This window comes from Mycobacterium sp. NGS39 (genome assembly GCF_059812765.1).
Window position 1 is genome coordinate 110,040 of sequence record NZ_JCALDH010000010.1, and the last position, 13,786, is coordinate 123,825.

Sequence of the window (13,786 nt, forward strand, 5' to 3'; positions counted from 1 at the left end):
GCCCATGCCGCAAGACCTCACCGACTTGCACCTTCTGCACGAGCTGGAGCCGGTGGTCGAGAAGCTTCTCAACCGTCACCTGGCGATGTCGAAAGAGTGGAACCCGCACGACTACATCCCGTGGTCGGACGGCAAGAACTACTACGCGCTCGGCGGGCACGATTGGGACCCCGAGGAAGCGAAGCTGTCAGACGTCGCCCAGGTGGCGATGGTCCAGAACCTGCTGACCGAGGACAACCTGCCGTCGTATCACCGCGAGATCGCGATGAACTTCGGCATGGACGGCGCCTGGGGCACCTGGGTGAACCGCTGGACAGCCGAGGAGAACCGGCACGGCATCGCGCTGCGCGACTACCTCGTCGTCACCCGCGCGGTCGACCCGGTGGAGCTGGAGAAGCTTCGCGTCGAGCAGATGACCCGCGGGTTCAGCCCGGGCCAGAACCAGCAGGGTGACCTGTTCGCCGACAGCCTCTTCGACTCCGTCATCTACGTGACGTTCCAGGAGCTGGCCACTCGCATCTCGCACCGCAACACCGGCAAGGCCTGTAACGAGACCATCGCCGACCAACTGCTGCAACGGGTTTCGGCCGACGAGAACCTGCACATGATCCTCTACCGCGACGTGTCCGAGGCCGGTCTGGAGATCGCGCCCAACCAGGCGATGAAGTCGCTGCACCGGGTGCTGCGCAACTTCAAGATGCCCGGCTACACCGTGCCGGAGTTTCGCCGCAAGGCCGTGATCATCGCAGTCGGCGGCGTGTACGACCCGCGGGTGCACCTCGACGACGTCGTGATGCCGGTGCTCAAGAAGTGGCGGATCTTCGAGCGTGAGGACTTCACCGGCGAGGCGGCCAAGCTGCGCGACGACCTCGGCGTGCTGGTCGAGGAGCTGGAAGAGGCCTGCGAGAAGTTCGAGGAGTCCAAGCGCCGGCGGCTCGAGCGGGAGGCTCGCCGGGCCGAGAAGCTGACCGCCAAGCGGGTCCTGGCGTCGGCTCGGGCCTAGTGCATGGTGTAGTGCATCCAGCGCCCACGGCGGCGCTTCGGATCGGGCCCATCGCGTTGCGGAGCCCGGTTGTGCTGGCGCCGATGGCCGGGGTCACCAATGTCGCCTTCCGAACGCTGTGCCGCGAGCAGGAGATCGCCCGCGCGGGCACCGTCAGCGGGCTCTACGTCTGCGAGATGGTGACGGCCCGCGCGCTCGTCGAACGCCATCCGGCGACCATGCACATGATCACGTTCGCGCCCGACGAGCAGCCGCGGTCGCTGCAGCTGTACAGCGTGGACCCGGATACCACGTTCGCGGCAGCGCGGATGATCGCCGACGAGGGGCTGGCCGACCACATCGACATGAACTTCGGCTGCCCGGTCCCCAAGGTCACCCGACGCGGCGGCGGCGCCGCGCTGCCGTTCAAGCGCCGGCTGTTCGGGCGGATCGTCGGCGCCGCGGTGCGGGCCACCGAGCACGCCGGAATCCCGGTGACGGTCAAGTTCCGGATCGGGATCGACGACGCGCACCACACGCATCTCGATGCCGGCCGGATCGCCGAGCAGGAAGGCGCCGCCGCCGTGGCGCTGCACGCCCGCACGGCCGCCCAGCGGTACTCGGGCACCGCCGACTGGAGCCAGATCGCCGCGCTCAAGGAACACGTCCGCTCGGTCCCGGTGCTGGGCAACGGCGACATCTTCGACGCCGACGACGCCGTCGCGATGATGGCCACCACGGGCTGCGACGGCGTCGTGATCGGGCGCGGCTGCCTGGGCCGGCCGTGGCTGTTCGCCGAGCTGTCGGCCGCGCTGACCGGCGCTGCGGCGCCCACGCCGCCCACGCTGGGCGAGGTCGCGCAGATCATCCGGCGGCACGGCGAGCTGCTGGCCGCTCACTTCGGCGAAGACAAGGGCATGCGCGACATCCGCAAGCACATCGCCTGGTACCTGCACGGATTCCCGGCTGGCGCCGAGCTGAGGCGGGCGTTGGCGCTGGTGAAGACGCTCGCCGAGCTCGACAGCCTGCTCGCGCAGCTGGACCCCGACGTCCCGTTCCCGGCCGCTGCGACCGGACCCCGCGGCCGGCAGGGCTCACCGGCGTCGGTGGCGCTACCGCACGGCTGGCTGTCGGATCCCGACGACTGCGCGGTGCCGGCCGGCGCGGAGCTTATGCACTCTGGAGGCTGAACCGAGACGGTTCCGAAATCGCAGCGCTCAGGACGCCTCAGTACGATTAGGCCCGGGCTGCGTCCCGCTCAGGTGGCGGATGCAAGCCTTTGCCTGCTAGAAGACATAGTGCTGCGTGTAGATACATCGCGCACCGTGAGCACGCGGCAGCGCCCAAGCTGTACCCATTTCGTAGGTCGGAGGCCGGTAACACATGAGTGATGGCGACAGGATCTTTCCTGATGCCACTCCCGGCGGCTCCGACGACAGTCACTGGCTTACCCGAACTCCGCGGCCCGCGACGTTAGCCGCGCCCTGGGAACGCGCGGGAATTCTGAAATCCGAGGCACCCAGCGGCAACCACACCGACGGCGTGCCCGTCGCCGAGCTTCTCGCGAAGGTGGGCGCGACGACGAACGGCCGGCGGACGTCGCGGCGCCGGGCCCGCGGCGAGCCGCAATCCCAACCATCCGACGGGCAGGATGCGGTCACTGCGGCCATCCCGGCCGTGCCGCCGTCCGAGATCCCTGATCTCGCCGTCGCGCAGCCGCATCGCGCCACGGTGGTGCTGCCCCGAGTGGACGACGACGCTGTCGTCGAGCAGCCGAACCGGAGAAGAAGGCGCCGCCGATCCGCGGCCACGGCCGGCCGCGCCGCTGCCGCCATCCTGTCCGTCGCCGCGCTGGCGATGACGGGAGCGGCCTGGCACTGGAGCACCTCCAAGGACAACCGACTCAACCTGATCTCGGCGCTGGACCCCAACTCGCATGACGTCGTCGACCCCAACGCCCAGTACGGCGACGAGAACTTCCTCATCGTCGGCGTCGACAGCCGGTTCGGCGAGAACGCCAACATGGGCGCCGGCGACACCGAAGAGGCAGGTGGCGCGCGCTCGGACACCGTGATGCTGGTCAACATCCCGGCCAGCCGCAAACGCGTTGTGGCCGTGTCGTTTCCGCGTGACCTCGCGATCAAGCCGACGCTGTGCGACGCCTGGGATCCGCAGACCGGCAAGTACGGGCCCGTCTACGACGAACAGTCCGGCACCTACGGGCCGCGACAGGTCTACACCGAGACCAAACTGAACTCGGCGTACTCGTTCGGCGGGCCGAAGTGTCTGGTGAAGGTGATCCAGAAGCTGTCGGGGCTGTCGATCAACCGGTTCATGGCGATCGACTTCGCGGGCTTCGCGAAGATGGTCGACGCGCTCGGCGGCGTGAAGGTGTGCAGCACCACCCCGCTGGAGGACTACGAGCTGGGCACGGTCCTGCCGAAGGCCGGCTGGCAGACCGTTGACGGCCGTACCGCGCTGAACTACGTCCGAGCGCGGCAGGTCACCACGGAGAGCAACGGCGACTACGGCCGCATCAAGCGCCAGCAGCTGTTCCTGTCGTCGCTGCTGCGGTCGCTGATCTCCAACGACGTGTTCTTCAACCTCAACAAGCTCAACGACGTCGTCAACACGTTCATCAACGACAGCTACGTCGACAACGTCCAGACCAAGGACCTCGTCGACCTCGGCCAGTCGATCCAGGGCATCTCCGCCGGGCGGATCACGTTCCTCACGGTGCCGACGGGCGAGACGGACTCCGAAGGCAACGAACCGCTGCGCACCGAGGACAACCGCGCGCTGTTCGACGCGATCATCAACGACGACCCGCTGCCCGGCGAGAACAACCAGAACGAGACCACCACCCCCACCTCTGGCCCCACCAGTGGGTCCAGCTCCGTTCTCGCCAGCAGCAGCCCGCCGGCCGCAGCCGCCCCACGCGACACCGGCGAGCTCGTCGACGCGGTGACCACCGAGCCGCAGAGCGTCACGGTGCACGTCTCCAACTCCACCGGTCAAGACGGGCTCGCTGCGACCGCGGCAAATGAGTTGGAGCAGCACGGTTTTCGAGTGCTCAGCCCCGACGACTATCCCAGCTCGCTAGAGTCCACCACGGTGTTCTTCTCGCCAGGCAACGAAGAGGCGGCCGCCACTGTGGCCGCGGCGTTCCCCCACCCGCAGATGGAACGAAAAACGGGAATGGGCAACGTCGTGCAGGTGGTGCTGGGCAACGACTTCAACGCTGTCAACGCGCCGCCGCCCAGTGGGTCGTCGGTGCAGGTACACCTGACACACAACACCCACACCAAACCCACCCCGCTGCCCGAGGACCTGAGCGTCACCAACGCCGCCGACATCCGCTGCGAGCGGTAACGGCGTTCACCGCGTGTTCACGCGCGGCTCGTGACCGCGACAGACGTCAGAACGTAGGGTGGGAACATGCGCACGGCCTACCACGAGCAGCTCGATGCACTGACCGCGCAACTCGGTGAGATGTGCGGGATGGCCGGTGTCGCGATGGAACGGGCGACCCAAGCGCTGCTGCAGGCCGATCTGGTGCTGGCCGAACAAGTCATCGACGACCACGACCAGATCAGCGCCTTGAGCGTGCGCGCCGAGGAGGCCGCTTTCGTGCTCTTGGCGCTGCAGGCCCCGGTCGCTGGGGATTTGCGGGCGATCGTCAGCTCCATCCAGATGGTTGCTGACGTCGACCGCATGGGGGCGCTCGCGCTGCACGTCGCCAAGATCGCTCGCCGTCGCCATCCCCAGCATGCACTGCCGGAGGAAGTCAACGGCTACTTCGCCGAAATGGGCCGTGTCGCAGTCGAATTGGGCAACGCCGCACAAGAGGTGGTAGCGTCGCGCGATCCGGAGAAGGCCGCCCGGCTACGCGAAGAAGACGACGCGATGGACGACCTGCACCGTCATCTGTTCAGCGTGCTGATGGATCGCGAGTGGAAGCACGGCGTGGCCGCCGCGGTGGACGTGACGCTGCTGGGCCGGTTCTACGAGCGGTTCGCCGACCACGCCGTCGAAATCGGCCGGCGCGTGATCTTCCAGGCCACCGGCAAGCTGCCGGAAGAGGACGGCTTACCCAGCGGCACCCAACACTGACTGTGCGATGAGGGCGCGGCGCTCTCGCACTTCAGCGCACTGAATGCACACCCGATGCGTGCCGGTCAGCCGAAGCGGCCGGAGATGTAGTCCTCCGTGGCCTTCTGGCTCGGGTTGGAGAAGATCTTCTCGGTGTCGTCGAGCTCGACGAGCCGGCCCGGCTTTCCGGCGGCCTCCAGGTTGAAGAACGCCGTCTGATCACTCACCCTGGCCGCCTGCTGCATGTTGTGCGTGACGATCACGATCGTGAAATCAAGCTTCAGCTCGGCGATCAGGTCTTCGATGGCCAGCGTGGAGATGGGGTCCAGCGCTGAGCACGGCTCGTCCATCAGCAGCACGTCGGGCTGCACCGCGATCGCCCGTGCAATGCACAGGCGCTGCTGCTGACCGCCCGACAATGAACCGCCGGGCTTGTCGAGGCGGTCCTTAACCTCGTTCCACAGGTTCGCACCCTTGAGCGAACGTTCGGCGACCTCGTCCAGCGTCTTGCGGTTGCGGACGCCCTGGAGCTTCAGCCCGGCTACCACGTTGTCACGAATCGACATGGTGGGGAACGGATTTGGGCGTTGGAAGACCATGCCAATGGTCTTGCGCACACCGACCGGGTCGACGCCGGGGCCGTAGATGTCCTCGCCGTCGAGAAGCACCGAGCCCTCGACGCGCGCGCCGGGGATGACCTCGTGCATGCGGTTGAGCGTGCGCAACACCGTCGATTTGCCGCAGCCCGACGGACCGATGAACGCGGTGACGCTGCGCGGCGGCACCGACAGCGAGACGTCAGCGACGGCGTGGAACGAGCCGTAGTAGATGTTGACGTCCTTGAGGTCCAGACGCTTGGCCATGGCCGGTGCCGCTCTCCTATGTCTTCTTCGGGGCAAACAGCTTCGCGACGAGTCGCGCCCCGATATTCAGTATGGCAATCAACAGGATCAGTGTCAGCGCCGCGCCCCAGAGCCGGTCGGTGGGCACCGGATTGGCGCCCGCACCGGCGGACGTCTGGTCGTACATCATCCCGGGCAGCGAGCCCATGAACCCGTGGAACATGTCGAAGTTCATCGCCTGGGAGTAACCGACCAGGATCAGCAGCGGCGCGGTCTCACCCATCACCCGCGCCAGCGCCAGCATGACGCCGGTGACAATGCCCGACAGCGCCGTCGGAATCACAATCCGGGCAATCGTTTTCCACTTCGGCACGCCCAGGGCATAGCTCGCCTCGCGCAGGTCCATCGGCACCACCCGCAGCATCTCCTCGGTGGCCCGCACGATCACCGGAATCATCAAGAGCACCAACGCAAGTGACACCGCGAAACCGGACCGTTGGAAGCCCAGCGTGGCCACCCACAACGCGTAGATGAACAGTGCGGCGACAATGGACGGCACGCCGGTGAGGATGTCGACCATGAACGTCGTCAGCTTGCCCAATCTCGTTGCGCCGCCGTACTCGACGAGATAGATGGCGACGAAGATTCCGACCGGGATCGAGATCGCCGCGCACACCAGACCCTGCAGCAGGGTGCCGACGATCGCGTGGTAGACACCGCCGCCCGGAGTGAACGCCGTCATGCCCGCCTGCGAATGCCACCACCAACCGGCGGATGCGACGGTCTTGAATCCCTTGACCACCACCGCGACGAGCACCCAGATCAGCGGTATCAGTGCGACGACCATCGAGAGCGCGACCAACGTGGCGGCAAGGTAATTGACGGCCTTACGACGCAGGCTGACGCTTTGGAACGTCGGCACCTTCACCGGCCGGTCGAGCGTCGTCACGTCGACTTCTTCCCGGTAACCGCCGCTCGCGCAAGCGAATTGACGACGAACGTCAGGACGAACAGCACCAGGCCCGCGGCGATGTACGCGCCGGCTTTGTATTGGTCGTTGAACTCCGATGCGGCGGCGGCGATCTTGCTGGCGAACGTGTACCCGCCGTCGAACAGCGACCAGCGGAATGCGGCCTGGGTGCCGCGCAGGATGATCAGCAACGCGATCGTCTCGCCCAGCGCCCGGCCCAGGCCGAGCATCGCGCCGCTGACATACCCGGACCGGCCGAACGGCAGCACCGTTGTCTTCACCACCTCCCACCGGGTGGCGCCGAGCGCCAACGCGGCTTCGATCTGCCCGGTGGGCGTCTGCACGAACACCTCCCGAGTAACTGCGGTGATGATCGGCAGGATCATCACCGCGAGGACGATGCCGGCGGTGAAGATCGTGCCGCCGCCGACCACCGAGGCATTGCCCGTCGCGAAAAGCGGTATCCACGAGAGGTTTTCGTTCAGCCACGCTGCCAGCGGCCGCAGCTGCGGCGCCAGCACGTACAGGCCCCACACGCCGTAGATGATCGACGGCACCGCGGCGAGCAGATCCACCATGTAGGCCAGCGGCCCGGCGACGCGGCGCGGGGCGTACTGGGTGAGAAAGATCGCGATGCCCAAAGCCACCGGCATGGCCAACACCAGTGCGAACAGCGAGACCAACACCGTGACCTGAAGCAGTTCGGCCACGCCGAACTTCATCGCCGACGTGTCGGTGGTCACCCAGTTGCCGCCGTAGAGCAGGAAATTCTCGGTGTTGCGCGCCAACGCGGGGATTGCGCGCCACAGCAGGAAGAACCCGATCGCGGCGATCAGCACCACGATCAGGATTCCGGAGCCCTGCGCCAGCCACTGGAACACGCGATCGCCGAGCCGGACCTTTGCGTGCCGAGACGGGTCCAGCGACAACGGCGGCGGGGAACCGAACGGCTGGGCCAGGGCCTCAGCCGAACCCGAATTCAGTGGATTGATTTCTGACACGCCGACACTATCGCTGTTGACCTCGGCTTCCATTCTCACAGCAGACCCACCGCTTGCCCACACCGGCTATTGGATCGCGTCGACCGATTGCTGCAACCGCTGCTTGAACACATCGGGCAGCGGAATGTAGCCGGCCGACGACAGCGAGGCCTGCCCCTGGTTGGCCGCGACCGTCAGAAACGACTTCACGGCGGCGGCGGTGTCGGGGTCGTAGCCCTTGGAGCAGACGATCTCGTAGGTGGCCAGCACCAGCGGGTAAGCGCCCGACTCCTTCGAGCCGTACAGCGAGTTGAGGTCGAGGACAAGGTCTTTGCCGTCGGAGGCGAACTTGGCCCCGGCAATCGCCTTGCCGGCCGATTCGTCGGTCAGCGCCACGGCGCCGCCGCCGTTGTCGATCTGCGCGTACGGCAGATTCGCCTGCGTGGCGAAGCCTTTCTCGACGTAGCCGATGCCGCCCGGCGTGGCCTGAACCGCCTGGACCACTCCCGCGGACTTCTGCGCGCCTTCGCCCGCACCGCCCTGGAACTCCTTGCCGGCGCCTTTGGTCCACGATCCGGGCGCGGCCGTCGTCAAGTACTTCTGGAAATTGTCGGTGGTGCCCGACGAATCCGAGCGGTAGATCGCGGTGACCTTGGTGTCGGGCAGCGACACCCCGCTGTTGAGCGCAGCGATCGCCGGGTCGTTCCACGTGGTGACCGCACCGGTGAAGATCTTCGCGATCACGTCGGCGTTCAGAGTGAGTTTGTCGACGCCCGGCAGGTTGTAAGCCAGCGCGACCGGACCGAAGACCAGCGGAAGGTTCCAGGCCGGGTTGCCGCCGCAGCGCTTGGCGGCCGAATCCACCTGGTCTTTGGCCAGCGGCGAATCGGAGCCGGCGAAATCGACCTGCTTGGCGATGAATTGCGCAACGCCGGCGCCTGAGCCCGTCGGGTTGTAGGACAGGTTCTTGCCGGGGCAGGCCTGGCCCCACGTCTGGTTGAACACCCCGATCGCGTTCTGCTGCGCGGTGGAGCCCTCCGCTGTCAGCGAATTCTTGCCGGCGCAGTCGGGCTTCGCGCCGTTGCCGGGCGACGCCGTGCCCGCGTTGTTGTCGCTGCCGCATGCCGACAGCGAGAACGCGGCGATCGCGACCGCCGACGCCGTCGCAGCACACGCCTTTCCGAACCCGTTGAGCTTCACCGTGTTGACCCTTTCTGAGCCGAAGCCGAAACCGGCCGCCGATACCTCCGGCAACGTATGCGGTCGCGGTGGACGAACGGCTCATGGCACATGAACGGAGGGTGAACAGGCCCGTGAACAGAGCGGATAGGACTCCGCGGAGCCGACTACCGGCTCTGGGCGTAGGCGGTGTCCACGCCCGAGACATCGAACCCGAGCCGCCGGTAGGTGCGCACGGCCGCGGCGTTGTCGGCTTCGGTGTAGAGCATCACCGTCGGCTCAGGCGCACCGGACAGCCGCTCCGCCAGGTGGTGCAGCCCGATCAGCGTCAGCGCTGTGCCCAGCCCGCGATTGTGGGCGTCGGGGTCGACCCCGAGCACGTAGACCTCGCCCAAATGGTCGGAATGCACCTTGGTCCAGTGAAAACCCAGCAACTTGTGGGTGTGCTCGTCGAACGCCAGGAACAGCCCCTGCGGATCGAACCAGGATGCGGACCGCCGCTCGGCGAGGTGGTCGAGTGTCCAGCCGCCCTGCTCGGGATGCCAGGCGAAGGCCGCGTTGTTGACCCGCAGCAGCTCCGCGTCGTCGTCGGCACCGCGATATGTGCGCACCTGCACGCCCGCGGGAACCGTGGCCGGCGGCAGGTCGCGCAGTGGGCGGCTCATCTGCCACAGTTCGCGAACGGGCGTGAAGCCCAGCGCGGCAGCGGCTGCGCGAGCCGGCTCGAGGTTGCCGTGCGCCCAGAACCGGGTGGTGGCACCGGCCTCGTCGACCGCGGCCTTGGCCAGCGCCGCGCCGACGCCGCGACGACGGGCATCGGGGGCCACCACCAGCTCGGCGACCGGCTCCGCGGTGTCGGTGCGCGGCGCGAGGTTGAGGTAGCCGACGACGCGGTCGCCGTCGGCGGCCAGCAGGTGCTTGGTCCGGCGCAGCGGCAATTCACGCAGCACTTGCTCGCCCACCGGCGCGACGCCGTCTGCGCGCGTGGCCGCCGCAACGACGTCGCGGATCTGGTCTTGGTCGCCCGGCGACAGGCTCGTCCGCCAGTCGAGCTGGGTCACGGAGTGCGCAGCGCGTCGGACACCGGGCGGGGCAGCTCGTCGGGCGCAGGAGCGAACTCGCCCTCCTCGTCGTCGTCGAGGTCAGCTTCCGCGGACGGGCGGCCGCGGGCAGGGCGCACCGCCTTGTAGCCCACGTTGCGCACGGTGCCGATCAGCGACTCGTGTTCGCTGCCCAGCTTGGCCCGCAGCCGCCGCACGTGGACGTCGACCGTGCGGGTGCCGCCGAAGAAGTCGTAGCCCCACACCTCTTGCAGCAACTGAGCCCTGGTGAACACGCGGCCGGCATGCTGCGCGAGGTATTTCAGCAGCTCGAATTCCTTGTAGGTGAGGTCGAGCGGCCGACCGCGCAACCGCGCCGTATAGGTGCCTTCGTCGATGACCAGCTCGCCCAGCGTGATCTTGCCGGCGTTTTCCTGGTTGGCGGCGCCGCCGCGGCGACCGACGAGCAGACGTAACCGCGCGTCGATCTCGGCGGGCCCGGTGCCCGGCAGCAGGATGTCGTCGAGACCCCAGTCGACGTTGACCGCGACCAGGCCCCCTTCGTTGACCACGGCGACCACCGGCACCGAGCTTCCCGTGGTGCCGAGCAGCCGGCACAGTCCCCGCGCCGCAGCCAGGTCGGTGCGCGCGTCGACGATCGCCACGTCGGCACTGCCCGCCTCCAGCAGCGACGACACCTCGCTGGGCGCCCTGCGCACGTGGTGCGGCAGCAGCGACAACGACGGCAGCACTGACTCCGGATGCGGGTCGGCAGTGAGTAGCAGTAGATCCAACACACCCTCCAGCGCGCGGGTGTACGACGCTTCGACGTACCTGCGATATCAGCACGACCGCGGGCTGACACCCTTCTTTGCTTGCCGCTTCCGCGCCGCCATCACTGTTCGCCGCATCCGCTCAAGCAATCTAACGATAACGCGCGACCTGCGAATTAGCCCTCCGGGATGCGTGCTCGTCGGGCCGAACCGCCAGAATGTGCGGGTGCGCGCACTGCTGATCGGGCTGACGGTGATGCTGGTCGCAGTGGTCGGCGGCGTCGGAGTGGACTTCGGCACCGCGATCTACGCCGAGTACCGGTTCGCGCGCACGCTGCACGCCGAGGCGCGGCTGGGCTTCGACCCGTGGGTCGGCATTCTCGGGTTTCCGTTCATCCCGCAGGCTCTGCGTCACCACTACGACGAGGTCGAGATCAAGGCCACCGGGGTGGATCGGCCCTTGATCGGCAGGGCCGGCCTAGAGGCCACCCTGCACGGCGTCGACCTCACCTCGGCGTCGTGGCTTGTCCGGCCGCACGCAGCGTTACCGGTCGCCAAGACCGAAAGCCGCATCATCATCGACTCCACACATCTAGGCCGGTTCATGGGTATCAATGACCTGCTCGTCGAGGCCCCGCCCAAAGACACCAACGACGCGACCGGCGGCACCACGGAGTCGGGGATTTCCAGCAGCGTCGGCCTGGTGTTCACCGGCACCCCGAAGTCGGCGAGGCTCGGCAAGCGGGTGAGCGTGTCGGTGGACCTGTCGATGACCGGTCCGGACCACACCACGCTCGTGTTCACGGCGACGGGCATCGTCACCGGCCCGGGCACCGCGGACCAGACGGTGCCCGACGACAAGCTGCCTGCCGTGCTCGCCGCCTTCAGCAAGCACCTGCCCGGCCAGAAGCTGCCCTTCGGCATCGCCCCGAACCGGGAGGGCGCTCGGGGCTCGGATGTGATCATCGAAGGCATCGCGCCGGGACTAACCCTGCGTCTGGACGAGTTCACAGTGTCATGACGCCTTCACTGGTCGCCGTGCTGTGGGTGATCGCGGCGGCCCTCGCTGTGGCCGTCGTCATCGGGGTGCTGATCAACCGGCGTTCCGGGGTGCTGCGGGACAGCACTGAAGTCGACGCCGTGCCACCCACCGCCGATCTGGGGCTGTCGCGGACCGGACCGACGATCGTGCACTTCAGCGCGGTGTGGTGCGGACCGTGCGCCGCGGTGCGCCGGGTGGTCAGCCAGGTGTGCAGCGACCTGCCCGACGTGGCGCACGTGGAGATCGACATGGACGCGAATCCTGTTGCAGCGCAATGTCTTTCAGTACTGTCGCTGCCGACGACGTTCATCTTCGACGCGGACGGCCGGCAGCGGTACCGCACGGCCGGCGTCCCCAAGGCCGCTGACCTGCGGTCGAAGCTGGTACCGCTGTTGGCTCGATCGCATCGCGATTAGGTAAGCTTGCCGACGTGTCCGCCCGCCTCGAGCAGATGCTCACCAAGCGCCGCGCAGTCGATCTGTGCCGCACCGCGGGTTGTTTCTGTCGCTGTTGCCGCTGAGCGCGTCTCGCTCGTCGCGGCACGGAGCCGTGCGATTCCAGCCAGCTCGTCCAGCACAGGAGTATCTTTATGTCGACCGTCACCAGTGAAGTAGATGTTCGCGGTCCCCGGTTCGCCGCGTGGCTGACCAGCGGCGTCCTGGTTCTCGCACTGTTGGTGTCAGCCGTCAGTCCGTCTGCCGCCGCGGTCATCCTCGCGCTGCAGGCCGCGGTGTTCGCGGTCAGCGCGCTGCGCGGGCCGCGGCGCAGCCCGTACGGGCTGATCTTCGCCAAACTCGTCGCCCCCCGGCTCGGGCCGGCCACCGAACGTGAGCCCGTCGCTCCGCTCAAATTCGCTCAGCTCGTCGGCTTTGTGTTCGCGGTACTCGGCGTAGCAGGATTCGCCGCGGGGTGGGTGCTGCTCGGCGAGATCGCCACAGCGTTCGCATTGGTGGCCGCGTTCCTCAACGCGGCGTTCGGCATCTGCCTGGGCTGCCAGCTATATCCGCTGGTCGCCCGCATTCGACACCGTCAGGTAAGGAAAGGAAATTCATGGCTCGCTCCGACGTCCTAGTCACAGCTGACTGGGCGGAGAGCAATCTCGACGCTCCCAACACCGTCTTCGTCGAAGTCGACGAGGACACCAGCGCCTACGACAACGGCCACATCCCCGGCGCGGTCAAGCTGGACTGGCGCAAAGACCTGCAGGACCCGGTGAAGCGCGATTTCGTCGACGCAGAGCAGTTCTCGAAGCTGCTGTCCGAGCGCGGAATCTCCAACGACGACACCGTGATCCTGTACGGCGGCAACAACAACTGGTTCGCGGCGTACGCGTACTGGTACTTCAAGCTCTACGGGCACGAGAAGGTGAAGCTGCTCGACGGCGGCCGCAAGAAGTGGGAACTCGACGGGCGCCCGCTGTCCACCGACACCGTGCAGCGTGAGCCCACCAGCTACACCGCCAAAGAGCCCGACAACAGCATCCGCGCTTTCCGCGACGAAGTGCTCGCCGCCATCGGCGAGAAGAACCTCGTCGACGTGCGCTCCCCCGACGAGTTCTCGGGCAAGATCCTCGCGCCCGCGCACTTGCCGCAGGAGCAAAGCCAGCGCGCCGGCCATATTCCGAGCGCCATCAACGTCCCCTGGAGTAAGGCCGCCAACGAGGACGGCACCTTCAAGTCCGACGAGGACCTGAAGAAGCTGTACGCGGAGGCTGGTCTGGACGACTCCAAGGAGACGATCGCGTACTGCCGCATCGGGGAGCGGTCGTCGCACACCTGGTTCGTGCTGCATGAGCTGCTCGGGCATCGAAACGTCAAGAACTACGACGGAAGTTGGACGGAATACGGCTCTCTGGTGGGGGCCCCGATCGAGTTGGGAAGCTGAAT

The 13,786-nt window shown here is 67.2% G+C and carries 15 protein-coding genes; 9 read left to right on the forward strand and 6 right to left on the reverse strand.

The features are described 5' to 3' along the window. Positions 1–4: 4 nt before the first annotated feature. The 4 genes from AC5Y39_RS15565 to phoU all read left to right on the forward strand — a co-directional run bounded on the left by AC5Y39_RS15565 (position 5) and on the right by phoU (position 5,095). A complete protein-coding gene (locus AC5Y39_RS15565) occupies positions 5–1,003 on the forward strand; it encodes an acyl-ACP desaturase (RefSeq protein WP_500019022.1) in 999 nt (332 codons plus the stop codon). Between the two features lie 11 nt (positions 1,004–1,014). Next, positions 1,015–2,172 (forward strand): tRNA dihydrouridine synthase DusB, encoded by a 1,158-nt coding sequence (gene dusB / locus AC5Y39_RS15570; protein WP_500048257.1) that lies wholly within the window; start codon positions 1,015–1,017, stop codon positions 2,170–2,172. Between the two features lie 193 nt (positions 2,173–2,365). Beyond that, the gene (locus AC5Y39_RS15575; RefSeq protein ID WP_500019018.1) at positions 2,366–4,354 is read left to right on the forward strand and encodes an LCP family protein; all 1,989 of its coding nucleotides are present in this window, start codon (positions 2,366–2,368) and stop codon (positions 4,352–4,354) included. Positions 4,355–4,420: 66 nt separating this feature from the next. Beyond that, positions 4,421–5,095: a phosphate signaling complex protein PhoU gene (phoU, locus tag AC5Y39_RS15580; RefSeq protein WP_500019015.1), complete on the forward strand. Its 675-nt coding sequence runs from the start codon at positions 4,421–4,423 to the stop codon at positions 5,093–5,095. Between the two features lie 65 nt (positions 5,096–5,160). On the opposite strand, the gene pstB is transcribed toward phoU, so the two are convergent. The 6 genes from pstB to AC5Y39_RS15610 all read right to left on the reverse strand — a co-directional run bounded on the left by pstB (position 5,161) and on the right by AC5Y39_RS15610 (position 10,882). Further along, a complete protein-coding gene (pstB, locus tag AC5Y39_RS15585; RefSeq protein ID WP_500019013.1) occupies positions 5,161–5,937 on the reverse strand; it encodes a phosphate ABC transporter ATP-binding protein PstB in 777 nt (258 codons plus the stop codon). A gap of 16 nt (positions 5,938–5,953) precedes the next feature. Then, positions 5,954–6,865 (reverse strand): phosphate ABC transporter permease PstA, encoded by a 912-nt coding sequence (gene pstA / locus AC5Y39_RS15590; protein ID WP_500019011.1) that lies wholly within the window; start codon positions 6,863–6,865, stop codon positions 5,954–5,956. Further along, positions 6,862–7,887: a phosphate ABC transporter permease subunit PstC gene (pstC, locus tag AC5Y39_RS15595; protein ID WP_500019008.1), complete on the reverse strand. Its 1,026-nt coding sequence runs from the start codon at positions 7,885–7,887 to the stop codon at positions 6,862–6,864. The genes pstA and pstC overlap by 4 nt, the downstream gene beginning before the upstream one ends. 66 nt (positions 7,888–7,953) lie before the next feature. Next, positions 7,954–9,066, reverse strand: a complete 1,113-nt coding sequence (gene pstS, locus AC5Y39_RS15600) for a phosphate ABC transporter substrate-binding protein PstS (RefSeq protein ID WP_500019006.1) — start codon at positions 9,064–9,066, stop codon at positions 7,954–7,956. A gap of 146 nt (positions 9,067–9,212) precedes the next feature. After that, positions 9,213–10,106, reverse strand: a complete 894-nt coding sequence (gene mshD, locus AC5Y39_RS15605; protein WP_500019004.1) for a mycothiol synthase — start codon at positions 10,104–10,106, stop codon at positions 9,213–9,215. Further along, positions 10,103–10,882, reverse strand: coding sequence for a winged helix-turn-helix transcriptional regulator (locus tag AC5Y39_RS15610; protein ID WP_500019001.1), 780 nt, complete (start codon positions 10,880–10,882; stop codon positions 10,103–10,105). Before AC5Y39_RS15610 ends, mshD begins: the two co-directional genes overlap by 4 nt. A 202-nt stretch (positions 10,883–11,084) precedes the next feature. On the opposite strand from AC5Y39_RS15610, the gene lmeA reads away from it, so the two are divergent. The 5 genes from lmeA (at position 11,085) to AC5Y39_RS15635 (ending at position 13,784) form a co-directional block, all read left to right on the forward strand. Next, positions 11,085–11,879 carry a mannan chain length control protein LmeA gene (gene lmeA / locus AC5Y39_RS15615; protein ID WP_500018998.1) on the forward strand — a complete coding sequence of 265 codons (795 nt, stop codon included), beginning with the start codon at positions 11,085–11,087 and terminating at the stop codon, positions 11,877–11,879. Further along, positions 11,876–12,316 (forward strand): thioredoxin family protein, encoded by a 441-nt coding sequence (locus tag AC5Y39_RS15620; protein ID WP_500018996.1) that lies wholly within the window; start codon positions 11,876–11,878, stop codon positions 12,314–12,316. Before lmeA ends, AC5Y39_RS15620 begins: the two co-directional genes overlap by 4 nt. A 14-nt stretch (positions 12,317–12,330) precedes the next feature. Beyond that, the gene (locus tag AC5Y39_RS15625) at positions 12,331–12,420 is read left to right on the forward strand and encodes an Ms5788A family Cys-rich leader peptide (protein WP_499906864.1); all 90 of its coding nucleotides are present in this window, start codon (positions 12,331–12,333) and stop codon (positions 12,418–12,420) included. Between the two features lie 69 nt (positions 12,421–12,489). Then, complete coding sequence (locus tag AC5Y39_RS15630; RefSeq protein WP_500018994.1) at positions 12,490–12,972, forward strand: DUF4395 domain-containing protein; 483 nt, start codon at positions 12,490–12,492, stop codon at positions 12,970–12,972. Then, entirely contained in the window at positions 12,951–13,784 is an 834-nt protein-coding gene (locus tag AC5Y39_RS15635; RefSeq protein WP_500018992.1) for a sulfurtransferase, read from the forward strand. The genes AC5Y39_RS15630 and AC5Y39_RS15635 overlap by 22 nt, the downstream gene beginning before the upstream one ends. Positions 13,785–13,786: the final 2 nt, after the last annotated feature.